This window comes from Xanthomonas euvesicatoria, assembly GCF_013112235.1.
GTDB lineage: Bacteria > Pseudomonadota > Gammaproteobacteria > Xanthomonadales > Xanthomonadaceae > Xanthomonas > Xanthomonas euvesicatoria.
Genome location: NZ_JABFFS010000001.1, coordinates 4,425,609 through 4,443,171 on the forward strand (window position 1 = coordinate 4,425,609; position 17,563 = coordinate 4,443,171).

A 17,563-nucleotide genomic window follows, 5' to 3' on the forward strand; every position below is an offset into this window, starting at 1 on the left:
CGCTTCTGCGTTATCCGGGTCCCGGCATCCCCGCTACCACACGCCGCAGAAATGGCACGGTGATGCGGCGTTTTGCGGCCAACGATTCGCGATCCAGACGATCCAGCAAGGCCACCAGCCCCGCCAGTTCGCGCTCGCTGTGGGTCAGCAGCCAGTCGATCGCCGCTTCGTCCAGCGCCAGGCCGCGACGCTGCGCGCGGTCGCGCAGTACTGCCCCGCGTGCCGCATCGTCGAGCACGGGCAACCCGATCCGAATGCATTGCGACAGCCGCGAACGCAGGTCCGGCAACACCAACGCCAGCCCATCGGGCATCTGTCGCGCGGTGTACAACAGCGTGATGCCGGCCGCGCGCGCGCGATTGTGGAAATCGAACAACGCCACTTCGTCGTCGCGTCGGCCGGCGATGCTTTCCACGCCATCCAGAGCGACCAGGCCGCGGCCTTCCAGCGCTTCGAGCGCATCGCGCAAGCGGCCGGCGGCCGCCTGCAGCGGCAGATACGCGGGAGTGCGCCCGGCCTGCTCGGCGGCGGCGCACAGCGACAGCGCCAGATGCGTCTTGCCGGTGCCGGCGGGGCCGGAGAGATACAACCAATCGCTCACATGCCCCGCAGCCAGCGCCTGCAACTGCGCAAGCAGGCCGTCGGGCGCGGCGATGTAACTGTCGAAACGCTGATCGGGTGGCGCGCGCAACGCCAGCGGCAACTGCGGAACACTCACGACCGGTCCGGGTCCTTGCTGGGGTCGATGATCACGCTGCGCTCGGGCGTGGACTGCAGCACGATGCCGGCGCGCTCGCCCGCATACAGATCGCTGCGCGTGTACTGCTCATGCGCATAGCGCAACAGCACGTTGGCCACTGCCGCGACCGGCAATGCCAGCAACATGCCGAGGAAGCCGAACAACTGGCCGCCGGCCATCACCGCGAAGATCACCGCCACCGGGTGCAGGCCGATCTTGTCGCCGACGATACGCGGCGTGAGCACATAGCTTTCCAGCAGCTGGCCCACCGTGAACACGACACCCACGCCAACCAGCAATTTCAGATCCAGCCCTTGCGCCTGCACGATGGCTGCCAGTAGCGCCAGCACGATGCCTGTGGTCGCGCCCAGGTACGGGATGAAGCTGATCAAGCCTGCGATGATGCCGATCAACAGGCCCAGGTTGAGCCCGATGATGGACATACCGGTGGCGTAGATCGCACCCAGCGCCAGCATCACCAGGAACTGGCCACGGATGAAGCCACCGAGCACGTCGTTGGATTCCTGTGCCAGGCGACTCACGGTACCAATGTAGGCGCGCGGGATGACGGCAGCCACGCGTTCGACCAGGCGATCCCAGTCGCGCAGGAAGTAGAACGCCAGGATCGGCAGCAGCGCCAGGTTGATCACCCAGGTCACCATCGCAAAGCCCGAGCGCGACACGTAGCCGAAAAGCGTCTTGGCGGCGCCACCGGCCTGTTCCCAGTGGCTGCGGATCCAGTCGATCAAGCGCTCCGGATCCAGCCAGGCCATCAGCTGCATGCCGGTCTTGGCCTCCAGCCACGGAATGGCGGTGCCGATCGCCCAGTTGCGCATCTGCGGCAGCGCATCGATCAAGGTCATGATCTGGCGCTCGATCATCGGCACCAGGATCATCAGCGCCAGCACGAACAGCAATGTCGCCAGCACGAAGACCAGCATCACTGCGACATTCCGCGAGCGTCCGGCACGTTCGATGCGATCCACCAGCGGGTCGCCCAGCCAGGCCAGCAACAGCGCCAGCACGAACGGGGTCAGGATCGGCGCCAGCAGCGAGACCACCCACAACACACCGACAATCACCGCCGCCCACTTGAGGCGACGCAGGAACAGGGCAATTTCGGCTTCGGGAGTCAAAGTCATTTCAGGCGGTACTCGGCGTGCTCGTTTTCGAGAATGATCGGGCCTTCGGTCGGTACCGAGACCGAGACCAGCGGGCTGTTGTCGCCGAGCATACGGTTGAGGCCGGAAATACCCGTGAGCAATTCCAGGTCCAGTTCCATCCGGTCGCCATTGGCGCTGACCGGGCGGATGCTGCGTACCACCGAGACGCCCTGCAGCGCGGCCGACACGCGCAGGTAGTCGTCGGCGCTGCTGATGCCGGTGATCACCACGCGGTAGACACCGGGCACGCCCGAATCCACCCGCTTGGCGTAGCGCTTGACCAACGCATCGGCGGCGCCGTCGGCGCCGGCCGCCATGGCGCGGCGTGCATCGCCGTCGCTGCTGGTCCAGCTGGACAGCACATTGCCGTTGTCCACGAAGACCCAATCGGCAGTCCAGCCGGCGGCGTTGCGGTAGAGCTTGCCGATCAACTGCATCGGTGGGCTGTACTTGGCCGAGGCGCGCGACACCGCAGCGGTGTCCTTGCGCCAGATCGCGCCGGCCAGCGCCTGCTCGGCGGCTGCGCCGCTCGGCAGACCGAGGCGGTAGCCGCGCTCGATGGCACGGTCCAGCACGCTACGAGCCGCATTGGCCTGGGCCACCCCGACCAGACGCGGGCCGCTGCCGTCGTCGATGGCCAGCCACAGCACCGGCTTGGGACGCGGCAACGGCCACACCGGCAGGCCCAGCGCAGCGATCAAGCCATCCACGTCCGATTGCCGGAAGCGCGCCACCAGGGTGGTGCGGAAGGTCGGCGCGCCGGTGCGCGAGGTACCCTGATCCTGCCGGTAGTCGTAGTGTTCGACGTAGTTGGGCGCATTGCGCAGCGCCTGCGGAACGCCGGGGCGGCTCATCACGGCACGGTCGCCGGAGACCTTGCCCAGCACGGCGCCGAGCGCACGTGCCAGTGCGCCGGGGCGATCGGATTCGCTCTGGCTATTGACCGGCACTTCGGCGTCGTAGGCACTTTGCGCCTTGGCAACGTCGCCTTCGGTGCGCAGATCTGCTTGCGCAAAGGCCGGAGCGACGGGCATGGCGACCACGAGGGCGAGAAAGAAAGCGAGACTGCGGCGCATCGACGGTTCCATGACATAAGCGTATCCGGGTGAATTGTTGCCCGAATGGGGCGCTAGCGCCAACGTGGCTGCTAAAATCGCCGCCTTTACCGCCGAGCCACCCCCGCCCGTGACCAGCCAGACGCCTTCCAGCCCCTCGCCCATGACCTACCGCGACGCGGGGGTCGACATCGATGCCGGCAATGCATTGGTCGAACGCATCAAGCCGCTGGTCAAGCGCAGCTTCCGGCCCGAGGTCATGGGCGGCCTGGGTGGCTTCGGCGCGCTGTTCGACCTGTCCGGCAAGTACAAGGAGCCGGTGCTGGTCTCTGGCACCGACGGCGTGGGCACCAAGCTCAAGCTGGCTCAGCAATTGGGACGACACGACACCATCGGCATCGACCTGGTCGGCATGTGCGTCAACGACGTGCTGGTGCAGGGCGCCGAGCCGCTGTTCTTCCTGGATTACTTCGCCACCGGCAAGCTGGATGTGGACACCGCCGCGGCGGTGGTGGGCGGCATCGCGCGTGGCTGCGAGCTCTCCGGTTGCGCGCTGATCGGCGGCGAAACTGCCGAAATGCCCGACATGTACCCGCCGGGCGAATACGACCTGGCCGGTTTCACCGTGGGCGCGGTGGAAAAATCGCAGCTACTGGATGGCGCGCAGGTGCGCGACGGCGACGTGCTGATCGGCATCGCCTCCTCCGGCCCGCATTCCAACGGCTATTCGCTGATCCGCAAGATCTACGAGCGCGCCGGTGCGCCGGCCGAACACGTGCTGGACGATGGCACCAAGCTGATCGATGCGCTGATGGCGCCGACCGCGCTATACGTCAAGCCGGTGCTGGCCCTGCTCAAGGCGCATGGCGAGGCGATCCACGCCATGGCGCATATTACCGGCGGCGGGTTGACCGAGAACATCATCCGCGTCGTTCCGGACGGGCTGGGTCTGGACATCGACGCCACCGCCTGGACGCTGCCGCCGGTCTTTGCCTGGCTGCAGCGCGAAGGCGCGGTGGCCGATGCCGAAATGTGGCGCACCTTCAACTGCGGCATCGGCTTCGTGCTGATCGCCTCGCCCGAGCAGGCCGCCACGCTGGAGCAGGCGCTGGATGCGCAGTCGCTGGCGCACTGGCGCATCGGCCAGGTGGTGCCGGCGCATGGCGACGAGCGCGTGCGGATCGGCTGAGAGAAGACCTGCATGGACGCGTCCCCGATCGCCGCCCCTATTGCTGTCACTGCCAGCGCTGAAGATCTGCAGCAGCTCAAGCTGCTGTCGATCTTCCACTACGTGCTGGCCGGCATCACCGGGTTGTTTTCGTTGTTTCCGTTGATCCATCTGTTCATGGGCCTTGCCATCGTGACTGGCCATCTGCCCATGGAGAGCACCAGCCCGGACGCGCCGCCAATGGACCCGCGCTGGTTCGGCTGGTTTTTCGTGGTGTTCGCGGCAGCGTTCATCTGCTGCGGCCTGACGCTAGCAGGGTTCATCGCCTATACCGGCCGTTGCATCGCCCAGCGCAGGCGGCATCTGTTGTGCCTGATCGTGGCCGGCATCTCCTGCTCGTTCATGCCGTTCGGCACCGTCGTCGGTGTGTTTACGCTGGTGGTGCTGCTGCGTCCGCAGGTGAAGGCTCTGTTCGGTGCCGACAACGCTGCGGTTTGAAACGTTTGTGAGCCTACTCTCCAATGCCCGCACCTGAGGCCCCATTGCGCCTGGCCGTGCTGGCCTCCGGCCGCGGCAGCAACCTGCAGGCCATCCTGGATGCGATCGCCACCGGACGCCTGCATGCCGAGGTGGTCGGCGTATTTTCCGATCGCCCGCAGGCGCCGGCCTTGCAGAAAGTCGAGCCGGCGCGTCGCTGGAGCGCCAGCCCGCGCGATTTCGCCGACCGCGCCGCCTTCGATGCCGCGCTGGGCGATGCCATCGCCGCCACGCAGCCGGACTGGGTGATCTGCGCCGGCTATATGCGCATCCTGGGTGAGCCGTTGGTGCGCCGTTTCGCCGGGCGCATGCTCAACATCCACCCCTCGCTGCTACCCAAATACCGCGGCCTGCACACGCACGCGCGCGCGCTGGAAGCCGGCGATGCAGAGCATGGTGCCAGCGTGCATCTGGTGGTGCCGGAGCTGGATGCCGGCGCGGTGATCGCGCAGGCACGCGTGCCGGTCCTGCCCGGCGACAGTGCCGAACAACTGGCCACGCGGGTGCTGGCGCGCGAGCACCCGCTGCTCCTGGCCACGCTGGAGCTGCTTGCCAGTGGCCGCGTCGCGGTGCACGGCGACACCGTGCTTATCGACGGTCAGTGCCTGTTTACGCCACTGCGACTAGAGTCCGCAAACACCGCACTCGCCTGAATGCGGAAGACATCCCCCTCATCCCGTCTCGGACATCCTTGCGGCCTCCGTGCCCGCCACCAGCGCATGAACGTCATCCCGATCGCCGCCGCGCTGTTAACTGTCGCCTTGCTGACCGAGGCCGGCCCCGGCCGTGCGCAGCAGGCGCCCGCCGCGCCTGTGCCAGCGGCGCCCGTTCCGGTCACAACTCCAGGCGCCGCGCCGACACCGCCCGCAGCCCTGCCCGCCAGCACCTGGACACCGCCGCCACTGGAACCGTTCGTGGCGACCTACCAGGCGTTCTACCGTGGCAAGGAAGCAGGCGATGCCACCATGCAGGTCAGCCACGGCGAGGGTAGCCAGTGGCGCATCGACATGTCGGTGCGTGGCCGCAAGGGCTTCGCCAGCATCCTGGGCCTGAACCTGGAGCAGAGCACGGTGTTCCGCGTGGACGGCGACACATATGTGCCGCTAAGCCAGAGCACGGTGCGCAAGGCAGTGTTCTTCGGCAAGAAGGTCACCGGCGTCTACAACTGGCAGGCCGGCACAGCGCAGTGGAACGGTGATCTGAAGGAAGATCGCCAGCAGCCGATCCCCTTGCAGCACGGCGACCAAAGCGCGTTGTCGCTGAACCTGTCGCTGATGCGCGACGCGCAACCCGGGCGCAACCTCAGCTATCGCTATGTCGACGTAGGCAAGGTGCGCAAATACGACTACCGCGCAGCCGACGCCACCGAGGTGGTGCAGGTGGGCGATCTGAGCTACGACGCGTTGCGCGTGTACCGCGTCAACGGTGGCGACAACGAAACCATCCTCTGGATCGCCAACGGGGTCCCCACCCCGGTGCGCATCCTCCAACGTGACAAAGGTGAGGATCAGGTCGATCTACGCCTGGTCGAATACCAAGGAGCCTGATCGATGAAAACCCTCCCCCGTCCCAGCGCCATCGTTGCCGCCGCCGCATTGGCCTTGGCCAGTCTGCCTGCCTTGGCCATGCAGCCATTCCAGGCCGACTACTCGGCCAACTATATGGGCATGCAAGCCAATGGCACCATGACCCTGGCCGCTGCCGGCGCCAACCAGTGGCGCTATACGCTGACCATCCAGAACCAGCTGGCCAACCTGACCCAGAGCACGGTGTTCGAAGAAGCAAATGGCCAACTGCGCCCGGTCAGCAGCAACGACACCTCATCGATGATGGTCAAGCGCCGTAATGTCACCGCCAACTACGACTGGAAGACCAGTCAGGCGACCTGGGGCGGCGACATCAAGCCGGACCGCCGCGGGCCGGTGAAACTGCAGCCCGGCGACATGGACGCGCTGTTGATCAACCTGGCCATCACGCGCGATCTGGCCGCCGGCAAACCACTGAACTACCGCATGGTGGACGAAGGCCGCATCAAGCCGATGAGCTATAAGGTGGTCGGCAAGGAAACCATCACCGTCAACGGCAAGCAGGAGCAGGCCACCAAGGTCTCGCGCGTGGACGGCGACAAGGAATTGATTGCGTGGGTGGTCAAAGATCTGCCGGTACCGGCTCGCCTGCTGCAGAAGGAAAAAGGCCAGGACGCGCTGGATCTGACCATCAAGTCGCTGCGCTGAGCGTTTGTGCCTGATCGAGCGTGCCCAGGAATGCGCTGCGGTGCGCTGCTGGGAGGCACTATTGAGCGGGCAACCCGCCAATAGCCATTCTGAAGCGTGGTGAACCGAGTGCGCGATGCCCTCACCGCTCGCGGGACACGCCGTGAATCCGTCCGTGGAGGCTCGGTGGCGGCATCCATGCCGCCACACGTCCCGCAAGCGGCGAGGACACCGCACCAGGCAGTTCGCGGGCTGCTCTGTTGAAAGCGAGAGCAGCAACGGCCGGTTGAAGGCACGGTGAGGACACCTCCTCAAACCTCTTGCGTGCGCCTCGATTGAAGAACCAAGACGCCACGCCAGCGCGCTGAGTGTTGTTTGGTTGAGACTGCGCACCCCGACCATCGTGACTGGTCCTTGCCCGCCTACCGTCGCGGGACCTTATGCGGCATGGATGCCGCATAAGAGCCTACACGGACGTACTTGCGGCGTGTCCCGCGATGGTGGGCAGGCGAGGACCCTGCAGCCAAGCCTCAGCTCAGCCGCTCTTCATGCACCGATCGGAGCCAGGCCGAGCTGCGACCTCTCAGGGCTTGGCCGCGGCCTTGTCATCGCCGCTGGAGAACACCGTGCGGCAGTCCACGCGGATCTGCTCGCCGGTGCTACGCCAGTAGAACAGGTCGCAATGGCGCTTGCCTTCAACGGTCTTCTTCACCGCCACTGCATAGAACGATTGTGCGATCTCTTCGCGGCTGGCAGTGCCGTCGTTGTTCCAGTCCATGTCCTTGAACTCCATGCCCTGGGTGATGGCCATGCCCACGCTCCAGGCATAGGCCAGCCACGCCAGGATCAGCACGATCACGCCGAGCAGGATCTTGCGCCGGGTGGTGAAACGGCCGTGCAGGATCATGCGGTGCGCTGGATGGTCGCGCCCAGCGCCCCCAGCTTCTCCTCGATGTTTTCGTAGCCACGGTCCAGGTGGTAGATGCGATCGATGGTGGTGTCGCCATCGGCGACCAGGCCTGCCAGGATCAAGGATGCCGATGCGCGCAGGTCGGTCGCCATCACTGGCGCGCCGCTCAGGCGTTCGGCACCGCGCACGATGGCGGTGTGGCCTTCGACCTGGATATCCGCGCCCAGGCGCAGCAGCTCGTTGACGTGCATGAAGCGGTTTTCGAAGATGGTTTCGTTGATCACGCCCACCCCGTCGGCCACGCAGTTGAGCGCCATGAATTGCGCCTGCATGTCGGTGGGAAACGCAGGGTACGGCGCGGTGGTCAGGCTGACTGCGCGCGGACGCTTGCCCTGCATGTCCAGCGTGATGCTGTCGGCGGTGGTGGTGATGGTGGCGCCGGCCTCGGTCAGCTTGTCCAGCACTGCATCCAGCGTTTCCGGGCGCGCGCGGCGGACGGTGACGCTGCCGCCGGTCATCGCCGCGGCGACCAGGAAGGTGCCGGTTTCGATGCGGTCCGGCAGCACCGCATGGTGCCCGCCGCCCAGCCGCTCGACGCCCTGCACCACGAGGCGCGGCGTGCCGGCGCCTTCAATCTGCGCACCGAGTGCGATCAGACAGTCGGCCAGGTCGGTGACTTCCGGCTCCATCGCCGCGTTTTCCAGCACCGTGGTGCCTTCGGCGAGCACCGCGGCCATCAGCACGTTCTCGGTGCCGGTGACGCTGACCATATCGAACACATAGCGCGCGCCCTTCAGGCGCCCGTGGCTGGTGGCCTTGATGTAGCCATTTTCCACGCTGATGTCGGCACCCAGTGCCTGCAGGCCCTTGATGTGCTGGTCCACCGGGCGCGAACCGATCGCGCAACCGCCGGGCAGCGACACTTCGGCAGTGCCGTAGCGCGCCAGCAGTGGGCCCAACACCAGGATCGAGGCACGCATGGTCTTGACCAGCTCATACGGCGCAACCTGATGGGTGACCGAGCGCGGGTCGACCAGGATCGAACGGCCCTTGGCCAGCGTGCCTTCGTCGATGGTGACCTCCGCGCCCAGCTCGCTGAGCAGCTTCACCGTGGTGATCACGTCGTGCAGGTGCGGCACATTGCTGATTTCCACCGGCGCGTCGGCCAGCAGGGTGGCGCACAGGATCGGCAGCACTGCGTTCTTGGCGCCGGAAATATTGACTTCGCCATGCAGCGCTTGGCCGCCGGTCACTACGATTTTTGCCATGGGAATCTGAGAAATCCGAAAGTAGAAGGGATGTCGGGAATGAAATAAGGCGCGTATCGATCGTGGTGCACGCGGCGCGCGGTGGAACCGGGGGATCGAGCCGCGCCGGATGGGGACCGGGACGCGCTGGACGCAATCATTGCGTGGGCGTGGACGACGCCAGCCGAGGCGATGCAGGTGCATCCTGCTTCCCGACCCCGTGCTGCGCACCGCTCCGGCCCAGCCCGCTCGGCAGCTGCGTTCAGCCTTCTTCGGGCGTCAGCGTCTTCAGCTGCAGCGCGTGGATCGCTCCGCCCATCAGCTCGCCCAGGGTCGCATAGACCATGCGGTGCCGCGCCAGTGGTGGCTTGCCGACAAATGCAGGGCTGACCACGGTGGCCTCGAAGTGCACGCCGTCGTCGCCGTGCACGTCGACGCGGGCTTCGGGCAAGCCGGATTCGATGAGTTTACGGATGGTTTCGGCGTCCAAGGGGCGTTTCCTCATAAAATGAGCGCACATTCTACTCTTCACCCGAGTCCTGCATGGCTGTCTCGCCCCTGCCCTCCGCCACCGTCAGCGACGCCAGCCTGGTCGCCAGCGGCCAGCGCGTGCTGCAGATCGAGCGCGAGGCGCTGGCCAGCGTGGGCGCACGCATCGGCAGCGAGTTCGCCGCGGCCTGCCGGCTGGTGCTGGCCTCGCGCGGACGGGTGGTCGCCACCGGCATGGGCAAGTCCGGCCATGTGGCGCGCAAGATCGCCGCCACCCTCGCCTCGACCGGCACGCCGGCATTCTTCGTGCACCCGGGCGAAGCCGGACACGGCGACCTGGGCATGATCACCGAGGCCGACATCGTGCTGGCGCTGTCGTACTCCGGGGAATCGGACGAGGTGCGCATGCTGCTGCCGGTGCTCAAGCGCCAGGGCAACCCGATCATCGCCATGACCGGCCGCACCGGTTCCACCCTGGCCCAGGCCGCCGACGTGCACCTGGACGTCAGCGTGTCGGCCGAAGCCTGCCCGCTGCATCTGGCCCCCACCTCCAGCACCACCGCCTCGTTGGCGATGGGCGATGCGCTGGCAGTCGCGCTGCTGGATGCGCGCGGCTTCACCGCCGACGACTTCGCGCGCTCGCATCCTGCCGGCAGCCTGGGACGGCGCCTGCTGCTGCACATTACCGATGTGATGCACGCCGGCGAGGACCTGCCGCGTGTGCGCGAAGACGCCAGCCTGAGCGAGGCGTTGATGGAAATGAGCCGCAAGCGGCTGGGCATGACTGCCGTGGTGGACGCCGACGACCGTCTGATCGGCCTGTTCACCGACGGCGACCTGCGCCGCGCGCTGGACAGCGACATCGACGTGCGCAGCGCCGGCATCGCGCAGGTGATGACGCGCAACCCGCGCACCATCGGCGCCGACCAGCTGGCCGCCGAGGCCGCGCGGCTGATGGAGGACTACAAGATCAACGGCCTGATCGTGGTCGATGCGCAGCACCGCGCGGTGGGCGCATTGAACATTCACGACCTGTTGCGCGCCAAGGTGGTTTAACAGGTTCAGTTTTCAACCGCCGGACCCCGTTCTCACCGATTCGTGCCGATGCCCTATTCCCCTTTGCAGCACCTTCCCGCCGAGCTGATCGAGCGCGCCGCGCGCGTCCGCCTGGCCTGTTTCGACGTCGACGGCACCCTGACCGACGGTCGCCTGTACTACGACCATGCCGGCAACGAGAGCAAGGCCTTCAACGTGCTCGACGGCCAGGGTCTCAAGCAGCTCGACCACGCCGGCATCCAGGTTGCACTGATCACCGCGCGCGCCAGCCTGTCGGCGGAAAAGCGCGGCCAGGATCTGGGCCTGCATGTGCAGATCGGGGTGAAGAACAAGCGCCTGGCAGTGCTGGCGCTGTGCCAGGAGCACGGCCTCTCGCTGGACCAGGTGCTGTTCATGGGCGATGACCTCCCCGACCTGCCCGCCCTGCTCGCGGTCGGCCTGCCGGTGGCGCCGGCCAACGCGCATCCATGGATTGCCGAGCGCGTGCAGTGGCAGACCCGCGCCCGTGGCGGCGAAGGCGCCGCGCGCGAAGTCTGCGATGTGGTGCTGGCCGCACAAGGCCAGGTCGAACGCATCATCGAAGGGTTCTCGGCATGAATTGGAACTGGCGCACCACCCTGGGCGTGGTGCTGTTCGTCGCCGCCGTGATTTCCGGCTGGTCGGCCTGGAAGCAGCGCGCGCGTCCAGCCGCCGCGGCCGTGCAGGAGTCCGGCGCCGACTACATCCTGCGCGACTTCGAGCTGATTGCCCTGGACAAGCAGAGCGGCAAGGAGTCGATGACGCTGCGCGCGCCGGAGATGCATCGCAACCGGGCCGACCAGACCGCTGACATCACCACGCCGGTGTTCCTGATGCCCGACAACGCCAATCTGCCGTGGACCCTGCGCGCCAAGACCGGCTGGGTCAATCCGGACGGCACCCAGCTGCGCCTGCGCGGCGATGTCGAGGGCGACAGCCCGACCGGCGGCGCCACGCCGCCCACCACGTTCCGCACCCAAAGCCTGGACGTGTTCCCGCAACAGAATATTGCCAAGACCGACGCGCCAGTGACCATGACCCGCCCGGGTATCATGCAGAGCGGCGTCGGCTTCGAAGCCGACCTCAAATCACGCCAGTACAAGCTCCTCTCTCAGGTCAAGACCCGCTATGAACCGAATGCTGCCCGCTAAACTGGCGTTTGCCGCACTGCTGCTGCCTGCGTTGGCAATGGCCAAGACCAGCGATCGCAACCAGCCGATGGCGATCGACTCCAATGCCAACGATTGCAACATGCTCGACGACAGCGGCAAGTGCCGTTTCAGCGGCAATGTGGTGATCACGCAGGGCACGCTGGAAATCCACGCCGACACCGCCGATATCTTCCAGAAGAACGGCCAGACCGATCGCGTGGTGCTCAACGGCAAGCAGGCCACGCTCAAGCAGGAGATGGACGACGGCGCCATGATGCACGGCCAGGCCGATAACATCGAATACAAGGTCGCCGATGAGATCATCATCCTGACCGGCAATTACAAGGTGGATTCGCCCAAGGGCACCAACGCCGGCCAGCGCATGGTCTACAACACCAAGACCGGCAACATGCAGAGCGGCGGCGATGGCAGCCGCGTGCGCACCATCATCCAGCCGAAGACCCCGGCGCCTGCCGCGGCAACGCCCGCTCAGACACCGGCCGCCAAGCCCGCTGCCAAGCCGCAGGGGAAGAAGTAATGCTGGTCGCCACCGGTCTGCGCAAGAAGTACAAGCAACGCGAAGTGGTCAAGGAGTTCGGCCTCACGCTGGAGGCCGGCGAGGTGGTGGGCCTGCTCGGCCCCAACGGCGCCGGCAAGACCACCTGCTTCTACATGATCGTGGGCCTGGTCGAAGCCGATGCCGGCCGTATCGAATTGGATGGCCGCGACCTCACTGCCGAACCGATGTACGCACGCGCCAAGCTGGGCGTCGGCTACCTGCCGCAGGAGCCCTCGATCTTCCGCAAGCTCACCGTGGCCGACAACATCCGCCTGGTGCTGGAGCTGCGCGAGGAACTGGACAACGCCGGCCGAGAGAAGGAACTGGTCTCGCTGCTGGAAGAACTGCAGATCACCCATGTGGCCGATCAGCTCGGCGCCAGCCTCTCCGGCGGCGAGCGGCGCCGTTGCGAGATCGCACGCGCGCTGGCGGCCAAGCCGCGCATGATGCTGCTGGACGAACCCTTCGCCGGCGTGGACCCGATTTCGGTCGGCGAGATCCAGCGCATCATCATCCACCTCAAGGAGCGCGGCATCGGTGTGCTGATCACTGATCACAACGTGCGCGAAACCTTGGGAATCTGCGACCGCGCGTATATCCTCGCCGAGGGAGGCGTGCTGGCGCAGGGGGCACCAGACACGTTGCTAGCCAATCCCGACGTCCGTCGCGTGTATCTGGGGGAAACTTTCCGCCTTTGAGCGCGTCGCCGCGCCAACGCTTTTTCCAGTCAGTGCCCGCATGAAAGCCCGGCTCCAGACATCGCTAGGACAGCAGTTGGTCATGACGCCGCAATTGCGTCAGGCGATCAAGCTATTGCAGATGTCCACCACCGAGCTGGAAGTGGAAATCGCCGAGGCAGTGGAAACCAATCCGCTGCTGGAATGGGCCGACGAAGCTGCGCATGCGGCCAGCGACATCGCGGTGGACTCCTCGCCGTCCGCGTCCACCGAACACCCCCAGCGCGAAGAAGTCGCGCCTGCCGAGCGCGACGAGGATTGGTCGCAGGACGAACTGCAGTGGACCGGCTCGGGCAGCGGCGGCAGCTTCGACGACGACGAGTCCGGCGATGCGGCAGAGCGCGTGGCCGAATCCGAAACACTGGCCGACCACCTCTTGTGGCAGCTGCATCTATCACCGCTGTCGCCGCGCGACCGCCAGATCGGCGCGATGCTGATCGACGCGCTCGACGAAGACGGCTACCTGCGCGAACCGCTGTCGGCCATTCTCGAGACCCTGTCGCTGGGCGCCGCGGTCGACGAGGCCGACGTGCTCACCGTCCTGCATCAGATCCAGCGCTTCGACCCGGTGGGCGTGGGCGCGCGCACGCTGGGCGAATGCCTGGCGCTGCAGCTGGGGGTGCTCGATGCGGACACCCCCGGCCGCGAGCTGGCGCTGCAGATCGTTGCCGGCCCGCTGGAACGGCTGCCGCGCAGCGGTGTGGCCGGGCTGGCGCACGAGCTCAAGCGTTCCACTGCCGACGTGGAACAGGCGGTGCAGCTGGTGCGTTCGCTGGACCCGCGCCCGGGCAAACAGATCGGCGACCTGTCGCAGGACACCTATGTCGTGCCGGACTGCGTGATCTGGCGCCAGCGCGGGGTCTGGCGGGCCGCACTGGCCGGCCGCGCGCAGCCCAAGGTCACCATCCACCGCGGCTACGAAAACCTGATCCGCAGCTGCGGCGAATCCGATGCCGGCTATCTGCGTGGCCAGTTGCAGGAGGCGCGCTGGCTGCTCAAGAGCCTGGAGGCGCGCGGCGAGACCCTGTTGCGGGTGGTGCGCTGCCTGCTGGAACACCAGGCCGGGTTCCTGGAGTTCGGTGCGCAGGCCTTGCGCCCGTTGACGCTGCGCGAGATCGCGGGCGAGCTCGGGCTGCACGAATCCACCATTTCCCGCGCGATCGCCCGCAAATACGTGCGCACCCCGCGCGGCACCATCGCGCTGCGTTCGTTCTTCGCCTCCGGCATCGACACCGACAGCGGCGGCGAGGCCTCCAGCACCGCCATCCAGGCCATGATCCGGCGCCTGATCGATGCGGAAAACCCGCGCAAACCGCTCTCCGACGCCAAGCTGGCCGATCTGCTGAAAACATCCGGCGTACCAGTGGCGCGGCGCACCGTTGCGAAGTATCGTGAGGCCATGAACATTTCCGCCTCCCACGAACGCGTGCGCATCGCCTGACGTTGCAACCACCGCAACGCCGGCATGCGCCGGGCTTGTCGGATCACCGGAACGGTTCATTGGCCCACCGACCAATGGAGGTATCCGATGCGTATCGAGACGTATGGCCACCAGCTTGAAGTGACCCCCGCCCTGAGGGAGTACGTGGCAAGCAAGCTGCAGCGACTGCAGCGCCATTTCGACCAGCACTGCGAAGTCCGAACGCAGCTGGCCGTCCGCAAGCCGGACCACCACGTGGTCGCCACCGTCAACCTTCCCGGTCGCACCCTGCACGCAGATGCCAGCGGCTCCACCATGTATGCGGCCATCGACCTGCTGGTCGACAAGCTCGACCGCCTGGTGCTCAAGCACAAAGAGAAGAAATGTAACCACCACGCCCGCGAGGTGCGCGACAATCCCGCATGACGCTTCCCGCTTGATGCCCTCATGCCCTTAACCGATCTGATGGCGGCCGTGCGCACCGTGGTGTCGCCGGCCGCCGATCGCGACACCGTCCTGCATGCCGCCGCCGACCTGCTCTCCTGTCGTCAGGCCGGCGCCGACGAGCTCTACGCCAACCTGTGCGAGCGCGAGGCCCTGGGCAGTACCGCCATCGGCCATGGCATCGCCATTCCGCATGGGCGCTGCCCCAACCTCACCGAGCCACGCGGGGCCTTGCTGCGGCTGGACACGCCGGTGTCCTTCGGTGGGGACGAGCCGGTGGACCTGGTCTTCGCCATGGCCGTGCCGGCGCACTACACCCACCAGCACCTGATGCTGCTGTCCGAGCTGGCCGAACGGTTTTCCGATGCCGACTTCCGTCGGAACTTGCGCGCCGCACCCAACGCCGATGCCCTGATGGCGCTGCTCGCCGACGTGCCGCCCGCGCAGGCGAGCGCGGCATGAATACCAGCATCACCGCACGCGAACTGTTCGACCAGCAGCGCGACAAGCTGGCCCTGCGCTGGGTCGCCGGCCCCAAGGGCGAGCACCGCGAGATCCAGGCCGGCAGCAACAACGCACGGCGCCCGTCGCTGGCTGGCTACCTCAATGTGATCTATCCCAACAAGGTGCAGATCCTGGGCACCGAGGAACTGGCCTGGCTGGACTCGCTGGATGCGCGGCAGCGCTGGGAAACCATCGAAAAGATCATCCAGGTGCAACCGCTGGCGCTGGCGATCAGCAAGAACCAGTCATGCCCGGAAGATCTGCGTGCGGCGGCGGACGAATCCAATACGCCGCTGTGGATCTCGTCCAAGCGCGGCCACGAGCTGCTCAACCATCTCTCCTACCATCTGGCACGCACGTTGGCGCCGCGGGTCACGCTGCATGGCGTGTTCATGGAGATCTACTCGATCGGCGTGCTGATCACCGGCGAAGCCGGCTCGGGCAAGAGCGAACTGGCGCTGGAACTGCTCAGCCGCGGCCACCGATTGGTGGCCGACGATGCGCCCGAGTTCACCCAGATCGCGCCCGATGTGCTCGACGGCACCTGCCCCGAACTGCTCCAGGATTTGCTGGAAGTACGCGGCCTGGGCGTCTTGAACGTGCGCGACATGTTCGGCGACACCGCGGTGAAGAAGAACAAGTACCTGCGCCTGATCGTGCACCTGACCCGGCCGATGACCGAGCCCACGCCGTCCGGCTACGAGCGTCTGACCGGCGATTCGGGCAGCCGCCATGTGCTGGACCTGGACGTGCCGCTGATCACCCTGCCGGTGATGCCCGGCCGCAATCTGGCCGTGCTGACCGAAGCGGCGACCCGGCTGCACATCCTGCGCACCAAAGGCATCGACCCGGCAGCGATGTTCATCGCTCGCCACAGCAACCTGCTGGAGCGACGTACGCCATGAGTGTCGCGCCCTCCACGCTGATGATCGTGAGCGGGCTGTCCGGCTCGGGCAAATCGGTCGCGTTGAAGACCTTCGAAGACCTGGACTACTACTGCTCGGACAATCTGCCGGTCGAGCTGCTGCCGGACTTCGTCAAAAGCCGTCTGCGTGGCAACCCGATCGGCGACCAGCGCCTGGCGGTGGGCATCGATGTGCGCAGCCGCAGCGACCTGACCCAGCTGGCGCAGTGGCGCCAGGCCGCGCAGGAATACGGCATCGAAGCGCGATTGCTGTTTTTCGAGGCCAGCGACGAGGCGTTGATCAAGCGGTATGCCGATACCCGCCGCCGCCACCCGCTCAGCCATCTCGGCCTGGCATTGCCGGAAGCGATCACCCGCGAGCGCCAGTTGACCGAACCGTTGCGTACGCAGGCCGATGCCGTCATCGACACCAGTACGCTCAACGTGCATCAATTGCGCCGCCGCGTGGTCACCGAGTTCGCGCTTGGTTCCCATGACCGGCTGTCGCTGCTGTTCGAATCGTTTGCCTACAAGCGCGGCGTGCCGGCCGAAGCCGACTTCGTGTTCGACGCGCGCGTGCTGCCCAATCCGCATTGGGATCCGGAACTGCGCCCACTCACCGGCCGCGATGCCGGCGTGCGCGACTATCTGGACAACGAGGCGGACGTGCAGCGCTACAGCGCGCAGATCGTGGACCTGCTCGATACCTGGCTGCCGCGACTGCGAAACGACACCCGCAGCTACGTGACCATCGCCTTCGGTTGCACGGGCGGCAAACACCGCTCGGTCTACATGGCCGAGCGCATGGCCCGCCATGCGCGCGAACAGGGCTGGCCGGAAGTGGCAACGTTTCATCGCGAGCAGGACTGAGGGGCTGGGATTCGGGATTCGGGAATCGTTGCAGCGGCATCCGCGAGGTGAGCGTGCTGTACCTACGTTGAGGGCGACACGCTCGCTGGCCTTATTCTTAGGTTGGAGTGCTTGCGCGGTGGCTGGCGTGGGCGGACGCTACACAGGCCGACGACGCTGTCGCTGATGCGACTGGCTCGCCGACGTCCCGAAAATCGCGTGGCGTTCTCGTTCGATGCGCCATGCAACGCTGCACCACCAACACGTTGGCGCCGTCACCACCAATGCGTCGGTGGTATTCCGCCACGCATGGCGACATGCCCCTGCGCGCTGCAGGGAAACGGCAGCGCCCGCTTGCCATGCAGGCCGCACTGCTGACGCTGCGCAAGCCACGGATCGC

The 17,563-nt window shown here is 66.5% G+C and carries 21 protein-coding genes; 15 read left to right on the forward strand and 6 right to left on the reverse strand.

Annotated features, from left to right (window positions below; all coding sequences use genetic code 11):
• Positions 1 to 10: 10 nt before the first annotated feature.
• The 3 genes from hda to HLH45_RS19045 are packed head-to-tail and all read right to left on the reverse strand — an operon-like array spanning position 11 to position 2,990.
• Complete coding sequence (gene hda / locus HLH45_RS19035) at positions 11 to 718, reverse strand: DnaA regulatory inactivator Hda (protein ID WP_008572635.1); 708 nt, start codon at positions 716 to 718, stop codon at positions 11 to 13.
• Positions 715 to 1,881, reverse strand: coding sequence for an AI-2E family transporter (locus tag HLH45_RS19040; RefSeq protein WP_008572638.1), 1,167 nt, complete (start codon positions 1,879 to 1,881; stop codon positions 715 to 717). Before HLH45_RS19040 ends, hda begins: the two co-directional genes overlap by 4 nt.
• A complete protein-coding gene (locus HLH45_RS19045) occupies positions 1,878 to 2,990 on the reverse strand; it encodes a DUF2066 domain-containing protein (protein WP_029819911.1) in 1,113 nt (370 codons plus the stop codon). The genes HLH45_RS19040 and HLH45_RS19045 overlap by 4 nt, the downstream gene beginning before the upstream one ends.
• A gap of 22 nt (positions 2,991 to 3,012) precedes the next feature.
• Between HLH45_RS19045 and purM the strand changes: the two genes are divergently transcribed.
• The 5 genes from purM to HLH45_RS19070 all read left to right on the forward strand — a co-directional run bounded on the left by purM (position 3,013) and on the right by HLH45_RS19070 (position 6,896).
• The gene (purM, locus tag HLH45_RS19050) at positions 3,013 to 4,146 is read left to right on the forward strand and encodes a phosphoribosylformylglycinamidine cyclo-ligase (RefSeq protein ID WP_029819912.1); all 1,134 of its coding nucleotides are present in this window, start codon (positions 3,013 to 3,015) and stop codon (positions 4,144 to 4,146) included.
• 12 nt (positions 4,147 to 4,158) lie between these two features.
• Entirely contained in the window at positions 4,159 to 4,623 is a 465-nt protein-coding gene (locus tag HLH45_RS19055) for a hypothetical protein (protein WP_008572642.1), read from the forward strand.
• A gap of 23 nt (positions 4,624 to 4,646) precedes the next feature.
• Entirely contained in the window at positions 4,647 to 5,315 is a 669-nt protein-coding gene (gene purN / locus HLH45_RS19060; RefSeq protein ID WP_008572644.1) for a phosphoribosylglycinamide formyltransferase, read from the forward strand.
• A gap of 66 nt (positions 5,316 to 5,381) precedes the next feature.
• Positions 5,382 to 6,209: a DUF3108 domain-containing protein gene (locus HLH45_RS19065; protein ID WP_008572646.1), complete on the forward strand. Its 828-nt coding sequence runs from the start codon at positions 5,382 to 5,384 to the stop codon at positions 6,207 to 6,209.
• A gap of 3 nt (positions 6,210 to 6,212) precedes the next feature.
• Positions 6,213 to 6,896: a DUF3108 domain-containing protein gene (locus HLH45_RS19070; protein WP_008572650.1), complete on the forward strand. Its 684-nt coding sequence runs from the start codon at positions 6,213 to 6,215 to the stop codon at positions 6,894 to 6,896.
• Between the two features lie 562 nt (positions 6,897 to 7,458).
• Here the strand turns inward: HLH45_RS19070 and HLH45_RS19075 are convergent.
• The 3 genes from HLH45_RS19075 to HLH45_RS19085 form a co-directional block, all read right to left on the reverse strand.
• The gene (locus tag HLH45_RS19075; protein ID WP_008572651.1) at positions 7,459 to 7,782 is read right to left on the reverse strand and encodes a hypothetical protein; all 324 of its coding nucleotides are present in this window, start codon (positions 7,780 to 7,782) and stop codon (positions 7,459 to 7,461) included.
• Positions 7,779 to 9,053 (reverse strand): UDP-N-acetylglucosamine 1-carboxyvinyltransferase, encoded by a 1,275-nt coding sequence (murA, locus tag HLH45_RS19080; RefSeq protein ID WP_008572653.1) that lies wholly within the window; start codon positions 9,051 to 9,053, stop codon positions 7,779 to 7,781. The genes HLH45_RS19075 and murA overlap by 4 nt, the downstream gene beginning before the upstream one ends.
• Positions 9,054 to 9,294: 241 nt before the next feature.
• Positions 9,295 to 9,522, reverse strand: coding sequence for a BolA family protein (locus tag HLH45_RS19085; protein ID WP_014090695.1), 228 nt, complete (start codon positions 9,520 to 9,522; stop codon positions 9,295 to 9,297).
• Positions 9,523 to 9,575: 53 nt separating this feature from the next.
• Here HLH45_RS19085 and HLH45_RS19090 point away from each other — a divergent pair, with 53 nt between their 5' ends.
• The 10 genes from HLH45_RS19090 (at position 9,576) to rapZ (ending at position 17,184) form a co-directional block, all read left to right on the forward strand.
• On the forward strand, positions 9,576 to 10,577 hold the full coding sequence (locus HLH45_RS19090; RefSeq protein ID WP_008572656.1) for a KpsF/GutQ family sugar-phosphate isomerase: 1,002 nt from the start codon (positions 9,576 to 9,578) through the stop codon (positions 10,575 to 10,577).
• 48 nt (positions 10,578 to 10,625) lie between these two features.
• Positions 10,626 to 11,174, forward strand: coding sequence for a KdsC family phosphatase (locus HLH45_RS19095; protein ID WP_008572659.1), 549 nt, complete (start codon positions 10,626 to 10,628; stop codon positions 11,172 to 11,174).
• Entirely contained in the window at positions 11,171 to 11,746 is a 576-nt protein-coding gene (lptC, locus tag HLH45_RS19100; protein ID WP_008572662.1) for an LPS export ABC transporter periplasmic protein LptC, read from the forward strand. Before HLH45_RS19095 ends, lptC begins: the two co-directional genes overlap by 4 nt.
• Positions 11,724 to 12,284: a lipopolysaccharide transport periplasmic protein LptA gene (gene lptA, locus HLH45_RS19105; protein WP_014090696.1), complete on the forward strand. Its 561-nt coding sequence runs from the start codon at positions 11,724 to 11,726 to the stop codon at positions 12,282 to 12,284. The genes lptC and lptA overlap by 23 nt, the downstream gene beginning before the upstream one ends.
• A complete protein-coding gene (gene lptB / locus HLH45_RS19110) occupies positions 12,284 to 13,003 on the forward strand; it encodes an LPS export ABC transporter ATP-binding protein (protein WP_008572666.1) in 720 nt (239 codons plus the stop codon). Before lptA ends, lptB begins: the two co-directional genes overlap by 1 nt.
• 40 nt (positions 13,004 to 13,043) lie before the next feature.
• The gene (locus HLH45_RS19115) at positions 13,044 to 14,483 is read left to right on the forward strand and encodes an RNA polymerase factor sigma-54 (RefSeq protein ID WP_008572669.1); all 1,440 of its coding nucleotides are present in this window, start codon (positions 13,044 to 13,046) and stop codon (positions 14,481 to 14,483) included.
• An 87-nt stretch (positions 14,484 to 14,570) separates the two neighbouring features.
• Positions 14,571 to 14,888, forward strand: a complete 318-nt coding sequence (hpf, locus tag HLH45_RS19120) for a ribosome hibernation-promoting factor, HPF/YfiA family (RefSeq protein WP_005913379.1) — start codon at positions 14,571 to 14,573, stop codon at positions 14,886 to 14,888.
• Positions 14,889 to 14,909: 21 nt separating this feature from the next.
• Positions 14,910 to 15,368: a PTS sugar transporter subunit IIA gene (locus HLH45_RS19125; RefSeq protein WP_008572672.1), complete on the forward strand. Its 459-nt coding sequence runs from the start codon at positions 14,910 to 14,912 to the stop codon at positions 15,366 to 15,368.
• Positions 15,365 to 16,315 (forward strand): HPr(Ser) kinase/phosphatase, encoded by a 951-nt coding sequence (gene hprK, locus HLH45_RS19130; protein WP_003487845.1) that lies wholly within the window; start codon positions 15,365 to 15,367, stop codon positions 16,313 to 16,315. The genes HLH45_RS19125 and hprK overlap by 4 nt, the downstream gene beginning before the upstream one ends.
• Positions 16,312 to 17,184 carry an RNase adapter RapZ gene (gene rapZ / locus HLH45_RS19135; RefSeq protein ID WP_008572674.1) on the forward strand — a complete coding sequence of 291 codons (873 nt, stop codon included), beginning with the start codon at positions 16,312 to 16,314 and terminating at the stop codon, positions 17,182 to 17,184. Before hprK ends, rapZ begins: the two co-directional genes overlap by 4 nt.
• Positions 17,185 to 17,563: the final 379 nt, after the last annotated feature.